A 23,213-nucleotide genomic window follows, 5' to 3' on the forward strand; every position below is an offset into this window, starting at 1 on the left:
TTTAGGCCCTCTCGGGCATCTGGCGCTGCGGCGGCGCTTCGTCGGCCCAGCGGGCGTGGCCTTCGCGCAAGGTCGCGGCGGTCTTTTCCCATGCGCTGAGGGGCTTGTCCCTGACGCGTATGTTGAAGCGGTCGGTATTTCGGAATTCGAGGACTTCGGCGCCTTCCGGGCCTGCGGTGTAGGCATAGGGCACTTCGGCGCCGACGAAGAAGCCGTCGCCAGCAGCCAGCGTCTCGGTGCCCATGCGGATCGATCCGGCGACGATGTAATAGAGGCAATCGCAGTCGTGGCTGTGGAGCGGCAGCGGGAAACCGCTCTTCACCCATAGCCGCGCGAGGCTCATATCCTCGCGGCGGTAGGGGACGTCGGCATATTCGCCCCTCACCTGCATCGCCTCCATCAGCAATGGCTGGGCGGCGGCGAGGTTGGGCGTATCACCCTCGTAAGTCATGCAGTCGCACTCTTCCAGCGCGGGAGCGTCAGCGCCGCGGAAGATCTGGAAGCGGGGCTCTTTGTTCTCGGCCATGGCAGGCTCCTTTCCCGGTGAGCGGATGGTGACACCGGATACGCAGGACGCCAAGCCCATTGCGCGGCGGCACCAGTCCTGTATCGGCGGGGCGAAATGACCCGTTTTGCGCTCACTCTCGAATTCGACGGCAGCCCGTTCATGGGGCTGCAGCGGCAGGTCCATGGTCCCTCGGTGCAGCAGTCGGTCGAGGATGCGGCCTTCGCGGTCACCGGCGAGCGCGCCATCATGCACGCGGCCGGGCGTACCGATGCCGGAGTCCACGCGCTCGGGATGCGTGCCCATATCGACATCGCGAAGCCGTTCGAGGCGTATAAACTGCTGGGGGCACTCAACGACAGGTTGCGGCCTCATCCGATCGCGGTCCTGTCCTCCGAGGTCGTGCCCGACGACTGGCACGCGCGGTTTTCCTGCGTCGGCCGCGCCTACATCTACCGCATCGCCAATCGCCGTGCCCCGCTGACGCTGGAGAAGGGCAAGGCATGGATGGTGCCCAAGCCGCTCGATGCCGAGGCGATGCACCGTGCCGCGCAGATACTTGTGGGACTGCACGATTTCACCACGTTCCGTTCGGTGCATTGCCAGTCGAGTTCGCCGCTCAAGACGCTCGACCGGCTGGAAGTGCGGCGCGAGGGCGAGATGGTGCTGATCGAAGCGGAAGCGCGCAGCTTCCTGCATCATCAGGTGCGCTCGATGGTCGGCTGCCTCGCACTCGTCGGCATGGGACGGTGGAGCGAAGAGGATCTGCGCGAGGCGCTTGCCGCGCGCAATCGCCGGAAGCTCGGCCTAAATGCACCGCCGGACGGGCTCTACTTCGTCCGCGCAGTCTATCCCGGCGAATAACGAAAAGGGCGCCTCCTTGCGGAAGCGCCCTTTTTCTTGGTCGGCCGGGCCGATCAGGCCTTGGCGACGACGCTTTCCGGCAGATCCTGCCCGAATACGCGCTGGTAGTATTCGGCCACCAGCATGCGCTCGGTCTCGTCGCACTTGTTCAGGAACGAGAGGCGGAAGGCGAAGCCGACGTCGTTGAAGATCGCCGCGTTCTGTGCCCAGGTGATGACCGTGCGCGGGCTCATCACCGTCGAGATATCGCCGTTCATGAAGCCCTGGCGCGAGAAGTCCGCGACCTTGACCATGTTGGCGATCACCGACTTGTCGATCTGCGGCACCTTGGCCGCGACGATGCCCGTCTCGGTGGCGTGGGGCAGGTAGTTGAGCGCCACCACCAGGTTCCAGCGGTCCATCTGGCCCTGGTTGATCTGCTGCGTGCCATGGTACAGACCCGAAGTGTCGCCCAGGCCCACCGTGTTGGCGGTGGCGAACAGGCGGAAGTGCTTGTCCGGACGGATCACGCGGTTCTGGTCGAGCAGGGTGAGCTTGCCCTCGGTTTCCAGAATGCGCTGGATCACGAACATCACGTCCGGGCGGCCCGCGTCGTATTCGTCGAACACCAGCGCCACCGGGTGTTGCAGCGCCCAGGGGAGCAGGCCCTCGCGGAATTCGGTCACCTGCATGCCGCCGCGCAGGACGATGGCATCGCGGCCGATCAGGTCGATGCGGCTGATGTGCGCGTCGAGGTTGATGCGGATGCACGGCCATTTGAGGCGCGCCGCGACCTGTTCGATGTGCGTCGACTTGCCGGTGCCGTGGTAGCCCTGCACCATCACGCGGCGGTTGAAGGCAAAGCCCGCCAGGATCGCGAGGGTGGTGTCCGGGTCGAACACATACGTCTCGTCGAGGTCGGGGACGCGCTCGTCGGCCACGGAGAAGGCCGGGACCTTCATGTCGATGTCGATCCCGAAAGTCTCGCGCACGTCGAGTTCGATGTCGGGAGCGGCCAGTACGGTGGCGTCGCGATTCTCGGTCTGGGTCTTGGAGTCAGTCATCGTAGGGCATCGCGTATAGGACCGGCCGCTGCATCGCAATAAGGTTTGGGCGACTTGCCTTGCTCAACTCGCGCATTTGGGAGGGAGGCTGAACAGATCGACGAAGCGCTGGACCAGCGATGGGTCGCCCTCGATCCGCAGTGCCTGAACCTCTTCCCGCGGCCACTTGCCGTAGAATACCCCGAGGAACGGGAACCCGCCCTCGGCCGCGAAGACCAGATCGGGGTCCGGATCGCCATTGCTGGAGGGTTGGATCGCCAGTTCGCCCTGCCCCAGCCGCCCGGTGAATTTGCTGACACCCACCTCGAAGCGCACCGTCAGTGCCAGCTCGCCGATCCGCTCGGGATGGATCATCGTGCGCAGCGAGAGCATCAGCGAGACCGGCGTGATCGGCAGCGTGGGATCGTGGAGGGTCGAGCGCACCGCCCATCGCCCCAGTTCCTGCATGACGGGCTCCAGCGCCAGGCCCCATTCGGTGAGTCGATAGACCTGCACCGAAGCGGGCGGCGGCAGCACTTCGCGCGCGACGATGCCGGTTCCTTCGAGGCTCTCCAGCCGCTCGGTCAACGTCTTGGCGCTCAGGCCCGGCAATTCGGCGCGGATCTCGGAGAAACGGCGCGGGCCGAGCATCATCTCGCGTATGATTGGCAGCGACCAGCGTTCGCCGATCAGTTCCATCGCGAAAGCCGCCCCGCAGGCATCCCCATACCAGCGGCCATGTGCGCGTTTCACACTGTCCGTCGCGCTTTCCGAACGCATGGTTTCTTTTTGTGACTTCATGGTTGCTTTTAGTTACCCCTGAGGTCAGGTTCGGGCAAGAGGCGATTCGCCCTTCTGAAGGAGAGAGCAGATGGCACGCATGATCTTCGTGAACCTCCCCGTCACCGATCTGGAGCGCTCCAAGGCGTTCTACACCGCGCTCGGCTTCACCAACGAGCCGCGCTTCACCGACGACACGGCGGCCTGCATGGTGTGGTCGGAATCCATCTTCGTGATGATCCTGACGCACGACAAATGGCGCACCTTCACCGACCGCCCGATCCCCGACACCGGCTCCAGCGAAGTGGCGCTGTGCCTTGCATGTGAAAGCAAGGAAGAGGCCGCGGAGATGAAGGCCAAGGCTGCGGCGGCAGGCGGCACGCCCGACATCAATCCGCCACAAGACTATGGCTTCATGGTCAGCCACGCCTTCACCGACCTCGACGGGCATGTCTGGGAGACGATGTGGATGGACCCTGCCGCCGCCTCGGGGGAAATGGAAATCCCGACCACGGCGTGACATAAAGAAACGGGAGAGGGAGAAGACGATGCCTATCGATCCGACCTCACAGATAGAGATCACCGCTTACGAATGGGTGCCATCCTTCGCGCAGGGGCAGGTCCGCGATTTGCGCCCGCGCTGGACCTGCGAAGAGTACACCCTGCCCTACAAGGTGCGCCTGATCAGCGCGATCGAGCGCCCCGAATGGTACTATGACGACCAGCCCTGGGGGCAGGTGCCCTTCGTCCGTGACGGCGAGGTCGGGATATTCGAAAGCGGCGCCACGCTCATCCACCTCGCCGAGAAGGCGGGCGCCTTGCCCCCGACCGGCTCGCAGGAACGGGCGAAAGTCCTGAGTTGGCTGCTGGCTGCGTTCAACTCGATCGAGCCGTTCGTGATGGAGTTCGTCAACTGCACGTTTTTCTCGCGCAAGGAGGACTGGGCACCGCTGCGCCGCCCTTCCCTGACTACCGCGCTGGAAGGCCGCCTCAAGCGCCTCGAAACGGCGCTGGGCGACGACGAGTGGCTGGCCGGGGACTTCTCGATCGCCGATATCGCGATGACCACGATCCTGCGCGCCATCCCCGACCCGTCCGTGCTGGCGCCGACGCCCGCACTCGCGGCGTACGTCGAGCGCGGCATAGCTCGCCCTGCGTTCCAGCGTGCGCTGGAGGCGCAACTCGCGCCTTTCGCCGAGCATGATCCGAAGACCAAAGCCAAGGCCGAAAACCCTGCCAAGGAAGGAGTCTGACATGACCTACGTAGAAGGTTTCGTGATCGCCGTCCCCAAGGCGAACAAGGACAAGTTCATCGCTCACGCCGAAATGGGCGACGCCGTCTTCATGGAGCACGGCGCCACCCGCGTCCTCGAATGCTGGCAGGACGACGTGCCCGAAGGCAAGCAGACCGACTTCTTCCGCGCGGTGGAGTGCAAGGAGGACGAGGCGGTGGTCTTCTCGTGGATCGAATGGCCCGACAAGGCGACTCGCGAAAAGGGCATGGCTGCCGTCATGGACGCGATGAACACCGACCCGCGCATGGATCCGGAGAAGAACCCCATGCCTTTCGACGGCATGCGCATGATCTACGGCGGCTTCCAGCCCGTCGTCACGCTGGGAGGCTGAGCCATGGGCAACCCTGTAGGCAGCTTCATCTGGTACGAGCTGATGACCAGCGATTCCGACGCCGCGGCCGCCTTCTACGGCAGTGTCGTCGGCTGGAAGATCGGCGCCAACGTCATGCCGGAAATGACCGGCGATTCCGGCATGGACTACCGCATGATCGAGCGCATCGATGGCGGCGGCGCGGGCTGCGGCTATACCGGCGGCGTCTTCGCACTCGACGATGCCATGATCAAACAAGGCGCGAAGCCCGGCTGGATGGGCTACATTTACGTCCCCGACGTCGATGCAAAAGTGGCCGAGATCACGGCCGAGGGCGGATCCGTCCACGTGCCCGCCACCACCATGGAAGGCGTCGGCCGCTTCGCCATGGTGACCGACCCGCAGGGCGCCGCGTTCTACGTGATGACGCCGGAACCGCCCGCCGACGATCCCGACGCCACCAGCGACGTGTTCAGCGTGGACAAGCCGCAGACGGTACGCTGGAACGAACTCGTCACGCCCGACGACGACGCGGCGGTGGCGTTCTACACGAAGCATTTCGGCTGGACCCAGCACGGCGCGATGCCGATGGGGCCGCTCGGCGACTACCGCTTCCTCCAGCTGGAGGACGTGCAGATCGGCGCGGTTATGAAGCAGGCTGATTTCATGCCGGTGCCAGGCTGGACCTACTACATCGGCGTGGACGATATTGACCGCGCACTGACCGCAGTAAAGGACGGCGGCGGCAAGCCTATGGGCGATCCGCAGCAGATCCCCACCGGCGAATACACCGTCCACGCCTTCGATCCGCAAGGCGCCTACTTCGGCCTCGTCGGGCCGCGCAGATAACCGGGCGGACGGTGATTGACGCCGTCCATTCGTTCCATCAATGTTCCACCCTCATCTAAGGGAGAATCCCGATGGCCGACTACACCTTCTTCACCAACCCGATGTCGCGCGGACAGATCGCCCGCTGGGCGCTGCACGAAGCCGGGGCGGACTACGAGCAGGTCCTCGTCGACTGGAAGGACAAGCCCGCCGCGTTCCTCGACGCCAACCCGATGGCCAAGGTGCCAACGCTGATCCACCATGCCGACGACGGCGACCGGGTGATCACCGAATCCGCCGCGATCTGTCTCTATCTCGCCGAGATGAACCCGGAAGCGCACCTGCTCCCCAACGACGGCGAGATGGCGGACTATTACCGCTGGACCTTCTTCGCCTCCGGCCCGATCGAGCAGGCGATCACCTCGCGCGCGCTCAAGTTCGAGCCGACGCCGCAGCAGGAGATGATGGCCGGCTGGGGCAGCTTCGAGCGCACCCTCGCCGCGATCGAGGAAAAGCTGGCCGAGGACGACTGGGTCTGCGGCACCCGCTTCACCATGGCCGACGTCTATGTCGGCAGCGCGATCGACTGGGGCATGACCTTCGGCATCATCCCGCCGCTGCCCCCGCTCGTGGCCTATGCCGAACGTTGTCAGGAACGCCCCGCCTACCGGACCGCCAAGGGCATCGACGGCAAGCTGATAGAGGAGATGAAGAAATGACGGCCAAAAACCGGATCTGCCTCTGGTACGACGGCACCGCCGAGGACGCTGCGAACTTCTACGCCACCGTCTTCCCCGACACCCGCGTCGATTCCGTACAACGTGCACCGACGGATTATCCGGACGGGAAGGAAGGCAACGTCCTCGTGGTCGAGTTCACGGTGATGGGGATCGAATGCATCGGCCTCAACGGCGGCCCGCAGTTCCCGCAATCGGAATCGTTCTCGTTCCAGGTCGCCACCGACACGCAGGAAGAGACCGACCGCTACTGGGACGCCATCGTCGGCAATGGCGGAGCGGAAAGCATGTGCGGCTGGTGCAAGGACAAGTGGGGCCTCAACTGGCAGATCACTCCTCGCGCCCTCACGAACGCGATGGCGAACCCCGATCGCGCTGCAGCCAAGCGGGCGATGGAAGCGATGATGACGATGCGCAAGATCGACATCGCCGCGATCGAGGCGGCGGTGAAAGGCTGATGCTGGCACTCTACGGCCACCCCTTCTCGTCCTACACCTGGAAGGCGCAGATCGCGCTCCTGGGATCTGGGCTGGAACATGAGTTCCGCATCGTCGACGGCGATCACCCCGATCATGGCAAGATCGTCGCCATGGCCGGACCAGCGGGCAAGTTCCCGGTCCTGCAGGACGGCCAGAACCTGATCTTCGAGGCGACTTCGATCATCGAGCACCTGCAACTGCACCATGTGGAACCGGATGTCCTGCTGCCCTCCGATGCCGAAGCGGCGATCGGCGTACGCATGCTCGACCGGGTTTTCGACAACTACGTCATGGGCAACATGCAGGAGGTCGTGAACGAACACATTCGCGATGCCGAAAACCCGGACATGACCCGCATCGGCGAAGCGCGGGAACGGCTGGAACGCAGTTACGCCTGGTTGGAGGGCTGGCTTCAGTACTACCCGGCGCAAGGCCAGGTTACCCTGATCGAGTGCGCCGCCGCGCCCTCGCTGTTCTACGCCGACTGGGTCCTCCCCATCGCCGACAGCTTTTCGCGCCTGAAGGCATGGCGCGCCCATCTGCTCGCCTTGCCGCCGGTCAGCACCTGCGTCGAGGCCGCCCGCCCTTACCGCGCGTTCTTTCCGCTGGGCGCGCCTGATCGAGATTGAGGAGAACAACGATGAGCAACGAACTGTCCACCACCCGCTACATCGCCGCACCGCCTGCGAAAGTGTGGGACGTCATGGCCAACCGCCAGAACGAATGGTGGTGCCCTACCCCATGGCGCGCCGAGGTCGATGAACAGGACAAGCGCCCCGGCGGCGTCTGCAAGATGACGATGTACGGCCCCGACGGCGAAGTCATGCCCCAGAACGGCATCTACCTTGCCTATGAGGAAGGCCGCCGCTTCGCCTCGACCGATGCGGTGGTGGACGATCTCCAACCGAGCGGGCCGTTCATGATCGGCATCTGGGAAGTCGCTCCGGAAGGCGAAGGCACGCGCTATACCGCCACCGCCCGCCACTGGAGCGCGGATACCTGCAAGCAGCATGAGGAAATGGGCTTTACGCAAGGCTGGGCAGCCTGTGCGGACCAGTTGGCAGCGATCTGCGAGGGCGAAGACGAATAACGCGCCCTGCTCCTCTTTCCACTTCGTCACCCTGAAACAAGTTTAGGGTGACGGGGAATGTAGGGCCAAGATAGGTCCTACCCGAAAGCCGCCGCGTTCTTGAGGACCTGATACGCCTCGACCACCCCCTGCAGCCGCGCGGCATGGCTGTGATCGCCGCCGTTGTGGTCGGGATGATACTGCCGCAGAAGCCGCGTATAGCGAAACCGCAGGGTCTTGCGGTCGATGTCCCCGTCCAGCCCCAGCGTCTCCAAAGCTCTGCGCTCGTTCGGAGTGAAGCGCGCGTTTTCGGGCTTCAGGTCAGCCCTGCGCCGCTTCACATGCGCCCTCGCCCGTGCCTGAATCGCCTCAAGCGGGTCGGAGAAGTTCGCCCAGTTCGGCGCCTGATCCACGCCCGCATCAGGCCGGAACGCGCGGGTCTGCGTCTCCCAACCGTGGAGCGGGGACTGCGCGCGCATGATCTCCTCCGCTTCCATGCCTTCGAAGTAGTCGTAGCCCGAATTGAACTGACGCACGTGCTCGAGGCAGAACCATCGATAGTCGCCCGGCCCGTCGAACCCGGACGGCCGACCACCCGGAGCACGAAACTCGCCCGCCTCATCACACCCCGGCCAGGCGCACTCGTGACCGGTGGATTCGAACCTTCCATGAAATCTATGCTGTCTCACCGGCTTCCAGATGGGACATCGATCGCCTAAATGGAACCCCATGTCTGGACCACTCGAACAGGAAATGCGGCAGCTTCTGACCGCTGCCTTCGCTCCCACGTCGCTTGACGTGGTCAACGATTCCGCCACGCACCGCGGCCATACCGGCGATGACGGCAGCGGCGAATCGCACTTCACCATCCTGATCGAGAGCCCGCAGTTCGCCGGTGTCTCACGTCTGCAGCGCCAGCGACTGGTAAATGCGGCGCTGGGCGACATTCCCGGCAATCGCGTCCATGCGGTGGCGATCAAGGCCAGCGCGCCGGGGGAATAAGCGCGAAGCCCGCAGACATACACCCGTCATCCCAGCGAAGGCTGGGACCGCTGGCAATGCTTTAGGCGATAGCTGGCCGAACAACACTCTGCCGCTATGTGGGTTGTTCACGGCCAGCGATCCCAGCTTTCGCTGGGATGACGGCGTGTTGCCCTGTAGCTTGCTCAGGGCAAACACCCCGGTTGCCCTTTGCGCCTTGCCCGACTAAGGCGCGCACCATGCCGACACCTCTGACTTTCGCCGTGCCCAAGGGCCGAATCCTCGACGAAGCGCTGCCCCTGATGGCGCGCGCCGGTGTGACCCCCGAGGCGGAATTCCATGACAAGAAGTCACGCGCGCTCTCCTTCGCTTGCGAAAACAGCGACATGCGCCTGATCCGCGTGCGCGCCTTCGACGTCGCCACGTTCGTCGCGCATGGCGCCGCGCAAGTCGGCATCGTCGGCTCGGACGTGGTGGAGGAGTTCGCCTATTCCGACCTCTACGCCCCCGTGGACCTGAACATCGGCCACTGCCGTCTTTCGGTCGCCGAAAAGGTGGGCGAGACCGGCGGCGCGCTGCCTTCGCACTTGCGCATCGCCAGCAAGTACCCGAACCTCACCCGCCGCCATTTCGAGAAGTTGGGCGTGCAAGCCGAAGTCGTGAAGCTGAACGGCGCGATGGAGCTGGCGCCCTGCCTCGGTCTGTCGAGCCGGATCGTCGATCTGGTCTCCACCGGCCGCACGCTCAAGGAGAACGGTCTGGTCGAAACCAGCCGCATTCTCGACATTTCCGCGCGCCTGATCGTCAACCGCGCTGCCCTCAAGACCGACGAGCGCGTCGCCGCACTGGTCGAGGCCTTCCGCGCGCTGGTGGCGGAAAAGGAAGCCGCCTGATGCTGCGCCTTTCAGCCAAGGACCCCGGTTTCGCCGAGGCCTTCGCGCGCGTCGTCTCCGACCGCCGCGAAAGCGCGGTTGACGTGGCCGCCGACGTCGCCGCGATCCTCCGGGACGTGCGCGAGCGTGGTGATGCAGCGCTTGCCGATCTCACGGCGAAGTTCGACGGCCATGACCTCGACCAGACCGGCTGGAACGTCGATGCCGCTACCTGCAAGGCCGCCTTCGACGCGCTAGAACCGACCTTGCGCGCAGCGCTGGAACTCGCGGCAGAGCGTATCCGCGCCTACCACGCCGCGCAACTCCCCGAGAACCGCGACTACACCGACGCCGCCGGCGTGCGCCTCGGAGCGACGTGGAATGCGGTGGACGCGGCGGGCCTCTACGTTCCCGGCGGGCGGGCGGCCTATCCGTCCTCGCTGCTGATGAACGCCATTCCCGCAAAGGTCGCAGGCGTGGAGCGTCTCGTCGTCGTCACCCCGACGCCGAAGGGCGAAGTCAATCCGCTCGTCCTCGCCGCCGCGCACCTTGCGGGCGTGGACGAAGTGTGGCGCGTGGGCGGTGCCCATGCCGTCGGCGCGCTGGCCTATGGCACCGACCGCATCGCCCCCGTCGATGTGGTAACCGGCCCCGGCAATGCCTGGGTGGCCGAGGCCAAGCGCCAGCTCTACGGCGTCGTCGGCATCGACATGGTCGCGGGGCCGAGCGAAATCCTCGTCATCGCCGACGCCAAGAACGAGCCGCGCCGGATCGCCGCCGACCTTCTCAGCCAGGCCGAGCACGACCCGACCTCGCAGTCGATCCTCATCACCGACGACGCGGCCTATGCCGACGCGGTGGCCGAAGCCGTCGAACTCGAACTCGCCGCGCTAGCGACCGAGAAGACCGCCCGCGAAAGCTGGAACGTCAACGGCGTCATCATCGACGTCGCCAGCTTCGACGAAGCCCCCGCGCTCGCCAATGCACTGGCGGCCGAACACGTCGAGATCGCCACCGACGATCCCGAAAGCCTGATGCGCCGCATCCGGCACGCAGGGTCCGTGTTCCTCGGCCGCATGACCCCCGAGGCGGTCGGCGATTACGTCGCCGGCCCCAACCACGTCCTGCCCACCGGGCGCCGGGCGCGGTTCTCCTCGGGGCTTTCGGTTCTCGATTTCATGAAGCGCACCAGCTTCATCCAGCTTGACGCTGCGGCGCTGGAGGCCATCGGCCCCGCCGCCGTCGCCCTTGCCGAGGCCGAAGGGCTTCCCGCGCACGCGCGCTCCATTTCCGTAAGGCTGAACTCATGAGCAATCCCAAGCAGAAGCGCGCCGCCGCGCGCCTCGCCGCCGTCCAGGCGCTGTACCAGTTCGACATGGAGGGCACCCCGATGGCCTCCCTGCTCGACGAATTCCACCGCCACCGCCTTGGCATGGAGATCGACGACGCGCAGTTCGCGCAGGCCGAAGTCGCGTTCTTCGACGACGTCGTGAAGGGCACCATCGCCCGCCGCGACGAAATCGACGAACTGCTGGCGTCCAAGCTGACCGAGGGCTGGTCGCTGGGCCGTCTCGACAAGACGATGCTGCAGATCATGCGCGCGGGCGCTTACGAACTCATGGCCCGCGCCGACATTCCGACCGGCGCCGCGATCAGCGAATACCTCGACGTGTGCCACGCCTTCTTCGACCCGCGCGAGGCGAAGTTCCTCAACGGCGTGCTCGATTCGGTGGCAAAGTCGGTCCGCTGACGGCATGATCTTCGGATGACCGGCGAAGCCGCCTTCATCCACGCCCTGCGCGCCATCGCCACCGCCCCCGCCGCCCGGCGGCTGGCGGACGATGCCGCCGTGCTCCGGATCGGCGGCGAGGCGCTGGTGCTGACGATGGATACCGTCGTCGAGGGCGTCCACTACCTCCCGAACGATCCGCCGCAGGACGTGGCGTGGAAGCTGGTGGCGGTGAACGTCTCCGACCTTTCCGCCAAAGGGGCGACGCCGGCGGGGTGCCTCTATTCGCACGCGCTGGGCGCTTCCGCGTGGGACACCGCGTTCCTCGCCGGGCTGGACGAGGCCTGCCGCCGTTTCGCCATCCCGCTGCTGGGCGGCGATACGGTCCGCATGCCGGACGGCGCGCCGCGCAGTTTCTCGCTGACGGCGCTCGGCACCGGGGCCAAGGGTTGCCCGGTGCCTTCGCGCACGGCGGCGCGGCCGGGTGACCGGGTCTGGGTCAGCGGGACCATCGGCGATGCGGGGCTGGGGCTGAAAGCCGCGCTGGGCGACCTCGATGGAGACGCAAGCGCCCTCACCGCGCTGCTCGCCCGTTACCGCCGCCCTGCGCCCGAGCCTCGCTTGGGCGTCGCACTGGCGCCGCTGGTCCACGCTATGATGGATGTTTCCGACGGACTCATGGTCGATGCCTCGCGCATGGCCGAGGCCAGCGCGGTAGGCGTGACGCTGGACGTCGGCGCAGTGCCGCTTTCCGCGGCCTTCCGCGCCGTCGCAGGCGAAGTTCTGGAGGTCCGGCTGGCAGCGATGGCCGCCGGGGACGACTACGAACTGCTGTTCACCGCGCCGCTCGAAAATACAGCGCGCATTCTTGAAGCCGCGAGCACCCTGAACCGGCAGGTTACGGCAATCGGCACCATCGAAGCAGGAGCGGGGCTGTCGCTGCATCACGAAGGCGCTGCACTGCCCTTGCCCGAACGCCTGGGTTACCAGCACTGACGTCGGTGCGTGGCCCGGTCGCCATGCCGCCGATGACGGCACCGTTCCGGCGCATATCCCTGCTTGCCACTCCCCCACCTTCCCTATAGCCCTAGTCGCCGCGAGCGGGAAAACCCGTCGCTACAACATAATGGGAAGGGGACGTCTTCGTGAATCTCATCACGATCGCAATAGTCCTGGGACTTCTGGCCATCGTCTATGGCTTCGTCACAAGTCGTCAGGTGCTCAGTGCTCCCGCAGGCTCCGAAAAGATGCAGGAGATCGCCGCCGCTATTCAGGAAGGCGCGCAAGCCTACCTGAAGAGGCAGTATTCCACCATTGCCGTCGTCGGCGTGATCGTCGCGATCATCCTGGCGTTCACACTCGGAGCCATATCGGCCACCGGGTTCGTCATCGGCGCGATCCTGTCGGGTTTCGCCGGGTTCATCGGGATGAACATCTCGGTCCGGGCGAACGTACGCACCGCCGCTGCGGCACAGAAGGGCCTGCAGGAAGGGCTGACGCTGGCGTTCCGGGCGGGCGCAATCACCGGCATGCTGGTGGCAGGCCTCGCTCTGCTCGCGATCGCGGTGTTCTACTGGTATCTCACCGGACCGGCCGGGCACACGGTTGGCGGCGATGACCGTACCGTGGTCGAAGCACTGACCGCCCTCGCCTTCGGAGCCTCGCTCATCTCGATCTTTGCGCGTCTGGGTGGAGGCATCTTCACCAAGGCCGCCGACGTCGGCGCCGACCTCGTCGGCAAGGTCGAGGCCGGCATTCCCGAGGACGATCCCCGCAACCCCGCCGTCATCGCCGACAACGTGGGCGATAACGTCGGCGACTGTGCCGGCATGGCGGCCGACCTGTTCGAAACCTACGTCGTCACCGTTGGCGCGACGATGGTGCTGACCGCGCTGTTGCTCAAGGGCGCGGGCAACCTGAGCGCGATGATGGCGCTGCCGCTGCTGATCGGCGGCGTTTGCATCGTCACCTCCATCATCGGCACCTACTTCGTGCGGCTGGGCAGCTCGCAGAACATCATGGGCGCCATGTACAAGGGCTTCCTGGTGACTGCGGTGCTCTCGATCCCGGCGATCTGGTGGGCGATAAGCCATGCGCTGGGGGATATGGAGGCCGTCATCGGCAATGGCGACCTCAACGGCCGCACGTTGTTCTATTGCGCTCTGGTCGGCCTGGCGATCACCGGCCTGATCATCTGGATCACCGAGTATTATACCGGGACCGATTATCGCCCGGTCCGGTCGATCGCCAAGGCTTCGGTCACCGGTCATGGCACCAATGTGATCCAGGGCCTTGCCATCAGCCTGGAAGCGACGGCGCTGCCGACGATCGTGATCGTCGCCGGGATCATCATCGCCTACCAGCTCGCCGGGCTGCTGGGCATTGCCTATGCGGCGACCGCGATGCTGGCGCTGGCGGGCATGGTGGTGGCGCTGGATGCTTACGGTCCGGTCACCGACAACGCGGGCGGCATCGCCGAGATGGCCGGTCTAGACGACGCCGTGCGCGAGAAGACCGACGCGCTCGATGCCGTGGGCAACACCACCAAGGCCGTGACCAAAGGTTATGCGATCGGTTCGGCGGGGCTTGCCGCGCTGGTCCTCTTTGCCGCCTACACAACCGACCTCAAGGAGTTCTTCCCAGCGCTGAACGTCGATTTCAGTCTGGAGAATCCTTACGTCATCGTCGGCCTCCTGCTCGGCGCGCTACTGCCGTACCTGTTCGGCGCGATGGGCATGACGGCGGTGGGCCGGGCCGCGGGCGACGTGGTCGTCGATGTGCGCGAGCAGTTCCGCGAGAAGCCAGGCATCATGACTTATGCGGAAAAGCCCGACTACGCACGCACGGTCGATCTTGTCACGAAGGCAGCGATCAAGGAGATGATCGTGCCCTCGCTGCTGCCGGTGCTGGCGCCGATCGTGGTCTACTTCGTGATCACCGCCGTCGCCGGTCGTGAAAACGGCTTCGCGGCGCTCGGAGCACTGCTGCTTGGCGTGATCGTCAGCGGGCTATTCGTGGCCCTGTCGATGACTTCGGGTGGCGGCGCATGGGACAACGCCAAGAAGTTCATCGAGGACGGCAATTACGGCGGCAAGGGTTCGGAGGCGCACAAGGCTGCCGTCACCGGCGATACCGTGGGCGATCCCTACAAGGATACCGCAGGCCCGGCGGTGAACCCGATGATCAAGATCACCAATATCGTCGCGCTGCTGCTGCTTGCCGCAATGGCGGCCGGTTGAACGCAGCGGCACCGCGTCGGGGCCTTTCCGGCGCGGTGCCGTTAGCGTTTCCTTGATTTCTCGCCATTAATTCAGGCCACGAACACGCAACGTTCCGGCAACAGGATTCGGTCTGCAAGTGGCTGGCGAGGCACATCGCAAAGAGGCCCCATCGGTGCTGGACGCCGAGATCGCGCCCGCTCGCCTGCTTTCGGGCAGCCTCTGCGCCATGCCCTGGCGCGCGCTGGAAAGCGAGGTCGATGCCTGGGACCGCCTAACCGGCAACGCCAGCGAGCCAAACCCGTTCTTCGAGAGCTGGTATCTGCTCCCCTCGCTACGCCACCTGCCTGACACGGACGCCGTGACGATCCTGCGCTTCGAGCAGGACGGGCAACTGGTGGGCCTGCTGCCCGTCGCTCCATCCCGCCGCTACTACCGCTGGCCGATGCCGCATTTGTCCAGCTGGCTTCACGCCAACTGCTTCTGCGGCGTGCCGCTGGTCGCCCGGGGCGCAGAAGTGCCTTTCTGGCAGGCCGTTCTGAGCTGGGCCGACACCCGGCCTGACGCGGCGCTGTTCATGCACTTGCGCGGCATGATGCTGGGCGGCCCGCTGCACGCCGCACTGGACGCCGTAGCGGCACAGGACGCGCGGCAGATCGAGATCGTACACCGCGAGGCCCGCGCCATGCTCGCCTCCGACCTTTCGCCCGAAACCTATCTGGAAGCCGCGCTGTCGAGTAAGAAGCGCAAGGAACTGCGCCGCCAGGCCAATCGCCTCGCCGAGGAAGGTGCCATCGCCTTCGAGCACAGCACCGATGCTCGCGACGTCGCCCGGTGGTGCACCGATTTCCTCGCGCTGGAGGCTGCGGGCTGGAAGGGTAAAGCCGGCTCCGCGCTGGCAAGCTCCGAGCGGACCGAGCGGATGTTCCGCGAAAGCCTCGAAGGAGCAGCTCTGCGCGGCAGGCTGGAGAGACTGTCGCTGACGCTCGACGGTCGCCCCGTCGCGATGCTAGCGACGTTCCTGACCGCACCGGGCGCCTATTCCTACAAGACCGCCTTCGACGAGACATATGCGCGCTTTTCACCCGGCGTGCTGCTCCAGCGCGAGAATCTCGCCATGCTGGACCGCGCAGACATCGCCTGGACCGACAGTTGCGCCAGCGCAGACCATCCGATGATCGACCACCTCTGGCGCGAGCGCCGGGACATCGGGCGGCTCTCCATCGCCATCGGCGGCAGGCTGCGCCGCGCCGCCTTCCGCCAGTTCGTGCGCGCCGAAACCGCGCGCCATCCCGCCGGACACAGACCATGAACGTCCCGACTCTACTCCAGGCAAGTCCGGTTTTTGCGGACACCGCGCGCCATGACTTCGCATCGCACTATCCCGAGGTGCCGCATAAGCTGACTCACGCCCTTGGCGCACATCCACTGATGGAACTGGAGGCACTGGCCCGGCTGGCGGAGGTACTTCCCCCCGCCTCGGTGGAATACAATGCCAGCGACCAGCCCATCGGCATCGAAGGAAAGCCCGGGCCGACCGGCATCCCCATCGGCGAAACGATCCGCCATATCGAGACGACCCGCTCCTGGGCGGTGCTCAAGAACGTCGAGCAGGACCCGGCGTACGCTGCACTGCTTGAAGCGTTATTGGCGGAAATCCGTCCAGCCATCGAAGCGCGCACCGGGCGCATGCTCAAGACACAGGCCTTCGTATTCGTGACCAGCGCCGGGGGCGTCACGCCCTATCACTTCGACCCCGAACACAACATCCTGATGCAGGTGCGCGGCTCCAAGGTGATGACGCAGTTCCCGGCGGGCGATCCGACCTTTGCGCCGGACGAGATTCACGAAACCTACCACACCGGCGGCGGCCGAGAACTGAAGTGGCGTGACGACCTGCTCGCCGGCGGCCGCGAATTCCCACTCGCGCCGGGCGAAGCGCTTTACGTACCGGTTATGGCGCCGCATTTCGTGCGCAACGGGCCGGAGCCTTCCGTTTCGCTCTCGATCACCTGGCGCTCGGAGTGGAGTTTTGCGGAAGCGGATGCGCGGGCATTCAACGGACTTCTACGACGTTGCGGGCTTAAACCGACGGCCCCGGGGCGCTGGCCGGATCGCAATCGCACCAAGGCGACAGGCTGGCGTATCGCACGCAAGCTGGGCCTGTAGGACTGGCTCATCGCTCCGGTCGATCACCGTGGCGACAAGGATCGTTTTGTTGTTGCAAATCATTCGCATTAGAAGGGTTGTCAAAAGGACCGCCCGATGACCCGCGATTTCGCCAAGACCCTCAGTTTCCTTGCGCTCCATCTTATGGTCGGTTTCACCGTCGCCTATCTCGTCACCGGATCGGTCACGATGGCGGGCGGGATTGCTCTGATCGAGCCGATGGTGAACGCAGTGGTTTTCTTCTTTCACGAGCGTGCCTGGCGGAGCGGAGACACGTCGTTCACCGCGTTGCGGAGGCATCGCCACGCCGCAGTCTGACACCAGTTCAGGAACGCCGGGTCGTTTCCTTGCGCAAGTCGTGGACGCGGCCGCCGTGATGCTCGATCACCGGGCTGAAGTCCTCGGGCTCATTGACGAGATCGTCGAACAGCGCACGGTAATGGATCATCGCCCGGCGCAATTCCTCAGTGCCCGCCTCGCCGCGGGCATGGCTGGCGGCGATGTGATGGCCGGTGCGGTAATGCGCGACGACCTCGCCGTGATCGACCGACAGGTCTTCGTAGCGCTGGTCGAAGTCGGCCACCGGATAGCCACGTGCGGTCATGACGTCGGCAAGCAGCACGTCGGCGCGCTGGACGGCACCCGCCGGGTCATCGACGAACTGGGCCTGCACTTCCAGCCATGCGCGCACGAACGCTTCCCGCCGGGCGGGCTCCAACGGGCGAATGTCGAAGGCGGCGACGCGCTGCTCGCGCTCATAGAGCACGGTCTCGGCCTCATACGTGCTGCCGGACTGGTCGATAGTGCGATCGTATTCGTCGCCAAACCGATCGCGCAGCCGCGCTGTATGGCGACTGCGCATGACTGTCACGACAACGCCGACCAGAACGGCCAGCGCGATCACGCCGACGGCTATGGCGAGCGGACTAAGTGTAACCACGTTGAATCTCCCGTTTCCCGCCTCCGTCCTACGGAAACTTCAACCGGGGAGATGATCGTCAGTTGCGCGGCCCGCCGCAGGTGTCGCGCCGCTCAGCCGTTCGGGTGGTAGAAATCGTAGATCGTCTGCGCCACCGCCACGCTGACACCCGGCGCGCGGCGCAAATCTTCAAGGCTCGCCGCACGTACCTTGCCGGCCGTGCCGAAGTGCAGCAGCAGAGCGCGCTTGCGGGCCGGGCCGATGCCGGGAATCTCGTCGAGCGGGCTGGCGGTGATCGCCCGGCTGCGCTTCGCCCGGTGCGCGCCGATTACGAAGCGGTGGACCTCGTCACGCAGGCGCTGGAGGTGGAACAGCACCGGCGAGTTCACTGGCAACATCTTCTCGCGCCCGTCAGGGAAGTGGAACACCTCGCGCCCCTCGCGGCCGTGGTGCGGGCCCTTGGCGATGGCGATGAGGTTGACGTCCTCGATGCCGAGTTCCTCCAGCGCGTCCTTCACCGCGTTCATCTGGCCCTTGCCGCCGTCGATCAGGACGAGGTCGGGCCAGGTGCCGCCGGTGCGCTCGGGGTCTTCCGCCTGCACGCGGCCGAAGCGGCGGGTCATGACCTCGCGCATCATCGCGTAGTCGTCGTCGGTCTGCGCGGACTTGATGTTGAACTTGCGGTACTGGCTGGTCTGGAAGCCCTCCGGCCCCGCCACCACCATCGCGCCCAGCGCCTTTGTGCCCGAGATATGGCTGTTGTCGTAGACTTCCACGCGCTGCGGCAGGTCGGGCAGCTCGAGGAAGTCAGCCATCTCGCGCCAGACTTTCGCCTGCGTGCCGCGCTCAGCCTGGCGGCGGTCGAGCGCTTCCACCGCGTTGCGGGTGGCCTGCATCATCAGGTTGCGGCGGTTGCCGCGCTGGGGGACGGAGATTTCCACCTTGCCGCCCGCGCTCTCGCGCAGGGCTTCGGCGATCAGCTCGGCCTCGGGAAGTTCGCGATCGACGAGGATGCAGCGCGCGGGCGGCACTTCCTCGTAGAACTGCGCGAGGAACGCCTGCATCACCTCTTCCTCGCTCAGGCCCTCGGTGTGGGTGGGGAAGAAGGCGCGGTGGCCCCAGTTCTGGCCGCCGCGGATGAAGAAGGCCTGCACGCCGACCTGCCCGCCCTTGCTAGCCATCGCGAAGATGTCGGCATTGTCGAGCCCTTCCGCGTTGATCGCCTGGCTGCCTTGAATGAAAGTCGCCGCGCGCAGGCGGTCGCGCAGCATCGCCGCGCGCTCGAAGTCGAGGTCGGCGGCCGCCTCGGCCATCTGCGCCTCGATCTTGCGCTGCACTGCGTTGGACTTGCCGCCGAGGAAGTCCTTCGCCTCCTGCACCAGTTCCTTGTAGCCCGCCTCGTCGATGCGGTCGACGCAAGGGGCCGAGCAGCGCTTGATCTGGTAAAGCAGGCAAGGCCGGTCGCGCCGGGCGAAGAAGCTGTCGGTGCAGCTGCGCAGCAGGAACAGCTTCTGCAGCGCGTTGATCGTGGTGTTGACCGAGCCGGCGCTGGCGAAGGGGCCGTAGTAATTGCCCTTCATCCGCCGCGCGCCGCGATGCTTCATGATGCGCGGGAACTCGTGGTCAGTGCGCAGCAGGATGAACGGGAACGACTTGTCGTCGCGCAGCAGCACGTTGTACGCGGGCCGGAAACGCTTGATGAGCTGCGCTTCGAGCAGCAGCGCCTCAGCTTCGGAATTGGTCGTCACGATCGTCATCGAGCGGGTCTGGCTGACCATGCGCTGCAAGCGACCGGGCAGACGTTCCCACTGGGTATAATTGGCGACGCGGTTGCGCAGCACCCGCGCCTTGCCGACATAGAGCACGTCGCCGCGCGCGTCCTGCATGCGGTAGACGCCGGGCTTGGCGGGCAGCGTGCGGACGGTGTCTCGGATCACCTCTACGCCCGCCTGCAGGTCGGGCTGGTCGGAACCGCGCACGGTGTAGGTCGCCCGCTCCTCGTTGAAGCGTTCGAGATGGTTGGGCTGCTCAGGAGTGCCGGCTGGTGTTCTCGCCATGTTCGTGCAGATAGGGAAGGTTCGCGCGAAGGGGAAGTGCCCGAACGCGCCCACCCCCAGCCCCTCCCGCAAGCGGGAGGGGGACCGACCATTTCGCCCCTCCCGCAAGCGGGAGGGGGACCGACCATTTCGCCCCTCCCGCAAGCGGGAGGGGCCGGGGGTGGGCCTCGCCTGTCCTCAGAACATCTTGCGGAAGTCGATCCCCAACACGCGGCCCTGCGGTTCGCGATAGGCGGGCTGATAAGCGATCGGGGTGAGCCCGTTCTGATCGGTCACCTTCTGCCGCGAATCGAGCAGGTTGTTGGCCTTGAGCGACAGGCGCGATCCCTTGAAGAACGGCATCTTGGAAACAAGGTCCTCGTTGCGGCCGAGATCGGCGAAGATACGCAGCGATACGTCGAAGGTACTGCCGAACCGCAGGTCCTGGCTGCCGGGCGCACCCGAGCCATCGACCCGGGCAGGCGCGTTCCATTCACCCTTCAGGCGCAGGCCATAGCCGTTCTTGAACAGGCCGCCCTCGGCCTCAATGGTGTGGCGCGGAGTGCCGCCCGCCGAGGTCGAATTGCCGTTCAGCTGGTCGAGCACAGGCACACCCGGCGCGATGAGGATCGTGTCGGTGAAGCGCCAGGTGTGATAGATCGAGAGGTTCCAGCGACTGCCATTGCGACCGCCGGGAGGGCCAAAGCCGCCCCCCGGAGGACCACCCGGTCCACCGCCGGGACCCCGTCCGCCCGATTCGGCGCGAGTGCCACCGGCGCCGCGCTCGCCCGCATTCGATGCCATCGGCGGCTGACCGCCAAAAGCCCCGGGCGGCGGGAAGCCCGGCTGCTCGCCCTGCGCGCGGGTCGTGCCAGGGGCCGGCGTCGGCGCATTACAGAAACGCTCACGCAGTTCGGCGAGCTTAGCCGGATCGACCTTGCCGTCGGCGCCCATGATGCGCTCCCGCATGCGGTCGGGCAGGCTCGCCACGTCCGGTGGGCCACTGCCGCCCGCGCAGAGCGCGGTACGGATGCGTTCGAAACGCTCGGGGTCCATCGGACCTCGGCCGCCGCCTTCGCCGGGCGTGGCCCCCTGCCCTTCGGCCGAACAGGCACGCTGCTTGAACTCGGCGAGCTTGGCCGGGTCGATCTTGCCGTCCGCACCGGAGAGACGATTGCGCAATCCTTCGGGCAGGCTCGCCGGATCGGGATCGCCTGCGCCGGGCGCGCAGAGCTTTTCGCGGATCGCGGCGAAGCGCGAGGGATCGAAGTTGGGGCGTGCGGCTTCGTTGGACGTCTGCCCCCCATTCAATACCTGACCGCCCGCCATCGGCCCGTTCGGGCCGGTGACCGATTGCACCGGCGCAGCGCTCATCCGCGCGGACGAGCCTCCGGACGAACCGCCAGTCGATGACGAACCGCCGAGGCTACCCGAAATGTTAAAGCCCCAGCGCATGGAGGAAGTCTTCACTTCGTCGAAAGTCACCGCGCGCCGATCGATCCGGGTGAGGTTGCCGTCCGCGTCGCGCGTCACGCGGTCAGGGAAGGCGTCCTCGATCGCCGAAGTCAGCAGGGGGAACGCCTGCGTCACGTTGCTCGACCGGTTGCGGAAGTATTCGACGATCAGGTTTGAGCGCTGCAGGAACGGCAGCTTCCACTGTGCCGAGATTTTCCAGTCGCGCTGGGTTTCCTTCTTCAGGTCCGGATTGCCGCCGGTCACCGTGGTGACGAGCGCGGTGCGCGAATTGGTGAAATCGTAGACCGCGACGTTGTATGTCTCGACCATCGGCGCGGCCAGCTGGGTCAGCTTGGGCGCGGCCTGATCGACGATATAGCTCGCCTGCAGCATCAGCGTTTCGGTCGGCGACCATGTAACGCCCGCGCTCCAGTCCGTCAGCGTTCCGAAGTCCGACAGGTGGTCCAGTCCGCCGCTGAAATTCAGCGTGATGTCGCCCACCGCGCCAAGGAAATCCTCTCCCTTGCTGGTCAGCGGCAACGCCAGATTGACGCCGCCCAGCAGATCGCCGCGCCGGAGCGTCACGTTGCCCACGGTGTTGCGCGTGTCCTCGCTCATGGAGCGATCGAAGTCGTACCCGCCCTTGACCGTCAGGTTCGCCTCGCCCGCCGGCATCCGGAACGGCTTGCCCGACAGGGTAACGAGGTTGGACAGCGTCAGTTGGCGCGTGGTCGCGACGTCCACGCCTGCGCCCGGCACATTGGGCAGCGCCCCGGTGATGGAAAGCGCGCCGGATGCGACTTCGGCCTGCAGATCGCCGTACTGCGTCTCGGTGCGACGGCGATCGACGCGGGTATTCGTGTCGGTATACGTCGCATTGGCGGTAGCGCTGACCTGCCATTCGCCGAGCATCGTGCTGTAGCCGAGCCCACCCTCGAACGTATCGGTGATCGAGCGGTTGCTCAGCGGATCGGCCAGCGTGCGGCGCAGCGTCTGGCCGTCATACGTCAGCGGAACCGTGTCGAGCCCCGAAAGCGAGAGCGTGTTTGAGCGGGTATAGCCGCCGGTCGCGGTGATCGCCCCGGCCAGGCCCTTCTCGCCCAGCCCCTGCGTCATCGTGCCTTCCAGCGTCAGTTCGTGGTCCTGCGCGGCGAGGCTGCGATAGCGCGCCGGATCGGGATCGCCCGCGACTTGCGAGACACGCGATTCGTCCTGCGTGATGCCGCGCTCGGCCTCGGTCAGCATGCTGGTGTTGTCGAGCTTGCCGTTGACGTTGAAGCGGCGCGGCCCGGCGATCTTGAACAGGCCGCCTTCCAGTTCGTAATTGTCGTAGCCGCCGCGCGTAGGGCGATTGTATTCGCCCGAAGTCGTCACCGCCGAGAACTGGTCCTTGAGGATGATGTTGACGACGCGCTGGTTGGCCGAATAGCCGAAGCGCAGCGCCACTTCCTCGGGCAGCACCTCGACCCGGCGGATCGCCTCGGGCGGGATGCCGCGCATCTCGCGGAAGCTGGAGATGCGTTGGCCGTTGAGCAGCATGACCGGCGAGCCGCCGCGCCCGCGGCCGCTGCCGGTCTGCGGGCTGATCGCATCCAGCAGTTCCTCGATCGAGGCGACGCCATAGGACGCGATGTCGTTCTCGTCGAAGACCGCAATGGGCTGCTGGGGCACGTCGATCGAGCCGATCACGCGCGGCGCGGTGACGAGAATCTCGTTGCCGTGGACTTCCAGCGGGTTGTCGGGATCGGAGTCGTCATCCTTGATGACCGGCACGCTAGGTGCGTCAGCCGCCGCTTCCGCCGCGAACGCAGGCATCGGCATGGCGAGGCTCGCCACGAGGCTGATCAGAGGTAAGGAACGCAAGTGCAGTCTCCGCCAAGGTGCATCTGTGAAATAGTGATGTGTTCCTTCCCCTCCCGCGCTATTGCCTTGGCCTCTTGCGGAC

25 protein-coding genes are annotated in these 23,213 nt (G+C 65.8%); 18 read left to right on the forward strand and 7 right to left on the reverse strand.

Features of this window, described 5'->3' with window-relative positions; genetic code table 11:
• Position 1: 1 nt before the first annotated feature.
• Positions 2–526 carry a cupin domain-containing protein gene (locus tag BES08_RS04660; protein WP_008829478.1) on the reverse strand — a complete coding sequence of 175 codons (525 nt, stop codon included), beginning with the start codon at positions 524–526 and terminating at the stop codon, positions 2–4.
• A gap of 96 nt (positions 527–622) precedes the next feature.
• Here BES08_RS04660 and truA point away from each other — a divergent pair, with 96 nt between their 5' ends.
• The gene (gene truA / locus BES08_RS04665; RefSeq protein ID WP_069707732.1) at positions 623–1,369 is read left to right on the forward strand and encodes a tRNA pseudouridine(38-40) synthase TruA; all 747 of its coding nucleotides are present in this window, start codon (positions 623–625) and stop codon (positions 1,367–1,369) included.
• A 53-nt stretch (positions 1,370–1,422) separates the two neighbouring features.
• On the opposite strand, the gene cobS is transcribed toward truA, so the two are convergent.
• Complete coding sequence (gene cobS / locus BES08_RS04670; protein ID WP_008829480.1) at positions 1,423–2,412, reverse strand: cobaltochelatase subunit CobS; 990 nt, start codon at positions 2,410–2,412, stop codon at positions 1,423–1,425.
• A gap of 63 nt (positions 2,413–2,475) precedes the next feature.
• On the reverse strand, positions 2,476–3,171 hold the full coding sequence (locus BES08_RS04675) for a winged helix-turn-helix transcriptional regulator (protein WP_008829481.1): 696 nt from the start codon (positions 3,169–3,171) through the stop codon (positions 2,476–2,478).
• Positions 3,172–3,262: 91 nt separating this feature from the next.
• Here BES08_RS04675 and BES08_RS04680 point away from each other — a divergent pair, with 91 nt between their 5' ends.
• The 8 genes from BES08_RS04680 to BES08_RS04715 all read left to right on the forward strand — a co-directional run bounded on the left by BES08_RS04680 (position 3,263) and on the right by BES08_RS04715 (position 7,910).
• A complete protein-coding gene (locus BES08_RS04680) occupies positions 3,263–3,691 on the forward strand; it encodes a VOC family protein (protein WP_036524588.1) in 429 nt (142 codons plus the stop codon).
• Between the two features lie 28 nt (positions 3,692–3,719).
• Positions 3,720–4,424 (forward strand): glutathione S-transferase family protein, encoded by a 705-nt coding sequence (locus BES08_RS04685; protein WP_008829483.1) that lies wholly within the window; start codon positions 3,720–3,722, stop codon positions 4,422–4,424.
• Between the two features lies 1 nt (position 4,425).
• Positions 4,426–4,797 (forward strand): DUF1428 domain-containing protein, encoded by a 372-nt coding sequence (locus BES08_RS04690; RefSeq protein ID WP_008829484.1) that lies wholly within the window; start codon positions 4,426–4,428, stop codon positions 4,795–4,797.
• A 3-nt stretch (positions 4,798–4,800) separates the two neighbouring features.
• On the forward strand, positions 4,801–5,625 hold the full coding sequence (locus BES08_RS04695; protein ID WP_069707733.1) for a VOC family protein: 825 nt from the start codon (positions 4,801–4,803) through the stop codon (positions 5,623–5,625).
• Between the two features lie 71 nt (positions 5,626–5,696).
• On the forward strand, positions 5,697–6,323 hold the full coding sequence (locus tag BES08_RS04700) for a glutathione S-transferase family protein (protein WP_008829486.1): 627 nt from the start codon (positions 5,697–5,699) through the stop codon (positions 6,321–6,323).
• Complete coding sequence (locus tag BES08_RS04705; RefSeq protein WP_008829487.1) at positions 6,320–6,799, forward strand: VOC family protein; 480 nt, start codon at positions 6,320–6,322, stop codon at positions 6,797–6,799. The genes BES08_RS04700 and BES08_RS04705 overlap by 4 nt, the downstream gene beginning before the upstream one ends.
• Positions 6,799–7,449: a glutathione S-transferase family protein gene (locus BES08_RS04710; protein WP_008829488.1), complete on the forward strand. Its 651-nt coding sequence runs from the start codon at positions 6,799–6,801 to the stop codon at positions 7,447–7,449. Before BES08_RS04705 ends, BES08_RS04710 begins: the two co-directional genes overlap by 1 nt.
• An 11-nt stretch (positions 7,450–7,460) precedes the next feature.
• The gene (locus BES08_RS04715; protein ID WP_008829489.1) at positions 7,461–7,910 is read left to right on the forward strand and encodes an SRPBCC domain-containing protein; all 450 of its coding nucleotides are present in this window, start codon (positions 7,461–7,463) and stop codon (positions 7,908–7,910) included.
• A gap of 77 nt (positions 7,911–7,987) precedes the next feature.
• Here the strand turns inward: BES08_RS04715 and BES08_RS04720 are convergent, their stop codons facing one another.
• Positions 7,988–8,425, reverse strand: coding sequence for a J domain-containing protein (locus BES08_RS04720; protein WP_008829490.1), 438 nt, complete (start codon positions 8,423–8,425; stop codon positions 7,988–7,990).
• 193 nt (positions 8,426–8,618) lie between these two features.
• Here BES08_RS04720 and BES08_RS04725 point away from each other — a divergent pair, with 193 nt between their 5' ends.
• The 9 genes from BES08_RS04725 to BES08_RS04765 all read left to right on the forward strand — a co-directional run bounded on the left by BES08_RS04725 (position 8,619) and on the right by BES08_RS04765 (position 17,176).
• A complete protein-coding gene (locus BES08_RS04725; RefSeq protein ID WP_008829491.1) occupies positions 8,619–8,891 on the forward strand; it encodes a BolA family protein in 273 nt (90 codons plus the stop codon).
• Between the two features lie 218 nt (positions 8,892–9,109).
• On the forward strand, positions 9,110–9,763 hold the full coding sequence (hisG, locus tag BES08_RS04730; RefSeq protein WP_008829492.1) for an ATP phosphoribosyltransferase: 654 nt from the start codon (positions 9,110–9,112) through the stop codon (positions 9,761–9,763).
• Complete coding sequence (gene hisD, locus BES08_RS04735) at positions 9,763–11,052, forward strand: histidinol dehydrogenase (RefSeq protein ID WP_008829493.1); 1,290 nt, start codon at positions 9,763–9,765, stop codon at positions 11,050–11,052. Before hisG ends, hisD begins: the two co-directional genes overlap by 1 nt.
• Complete coding sequence (nusB, locus tag BES08_RS04740; RefSeq protein WP_008829494.1) at positions 11,049–11,492, forward strand: transcription antitermination factor NusB; 444 nt, start codon at positions 11,049–11,051, stop codon at positions 11,490–11,492. The genes hisD and nusB overlap by 4 nt, the downstream gene beginning before the upstream one ends.
• Before the next feature lie 15 nt (positions 11,493–11,507).
• Positions 11,508–12,467 (forward strand): thiamine-phosphate kinase, encoded by a 960-nt coding sequence (gene thiL, locus BES08_RS04745; protein ID WP_008829495.1) that lies wholly within the window; start codon positions 11,508–11,510, stop codon positions 12,465–12,467.
• 149 nt (positions 12,468–12,616) lie between these two features.
• On the forward strand, positions 12,617–14,710 hold the full coding sequence (locus BES08_RS04750) for a sodium-translocating pyrophosphatase (protein WP_008829496.1): 2,094 nt from the start codon (positions 12,617–12,619) through the stop codon (positions 14,708–14,710).
• 208 nt (positions 14,711–14,918) lie between these two features.
• Positions 14,919–16,001: a GNAT family N-acetyltransferase gene (locus tag BES08_RS04755; RefSeq protein ID WP_083274733.1), complete on the forward strand. Its 1,083-nt coding sequence runs from the start codon at positions 14,919–14,921 to the stop codon at positions 15,999–16,001.
• Positions 15,998–16,858 carry a cupin domain-containing protein gene (locus tag BES08_RS04760; RefSeq protein ID WP_008829498.1) on the forward strand — a complete coding sequence of 287 codons (861 nt, stop codon included), beginning with the start codon at positions 15,998–16,000 and terminating at the stop codon, positions 16,856–16,858. Before BES08_RS04755 ends, BES08_RS04760 begins: the two co-directional genes overlap by 4 nt.
• A gap of 96 nt (positions 16,859–16,954) precedes the next feature.
• Positions 16,955–17,176, forward strand: coding sequence for a DUF2061 domain-containing protein (locus BES08_RS04765; RefSeq protein ID WP_008829499.1), 222 nt, complete (start codon positions 16,955–16,957; stop codon positions 17,174–17,176).
• 7 nt (positions 17,177–17,183) lie between these two features.
• On the opposite strand, the gene BES08_RS04770 is transcribed toward BES08_RS04765, so the two are convergent.
• The 3 genes from BES08_RS04770 to BES08_RS33880 all read right to left on the reverse strand — a co-directional run bounded on the left by BES08_RS04770 (position 17,184) and on the right by BES08_RS33880 (position 23,131).
• A complete protein-coding gene (locus BES08_RS04770) occupies positions 17,184–17,798 on the reverse strand; it encodes a hypothetical protein (protein ID WP_008829500.1) in 615 nt (204 codons plus the stop codon).
• 92 nt (positions 17,799–17,890) lie between these two features.
• Entirely contained in the window at positions 17,891–19,834 is a 1,944-nt protein-coding gene (gene uvrC, locus BES08_RS04775; protein WP_037518833.1) for an excinuclease ABC subunit UvrC, read from the reverse strand.
• Positions 19,835–20,011: 177 nt separating this feature from the next.
• A complete protein-coding gene (locus BES08_RS33880; protein ID WP_069707734.1) occupies positions 20,012–23,131 on the reverse strand; it encodes a TonB-dependent receptor in 3,120 nt (1,039 codons plus the stop codon).
• Positions 23,132–23,213: the final 82 nt, after the last annotated feature.

Origin of the sequence: Novosphingobium resinovorum (genome assembly GCF_001742225.1) — a bacterium.
Taxonomy (GTDB): domain Bacteria; phylum Pseudomonadota; class Alphaproteobacteria; order Sphingomonadales; family Sphingomonadaceae; genus Novosphingobium; species Novosphingobium resinovorum_A.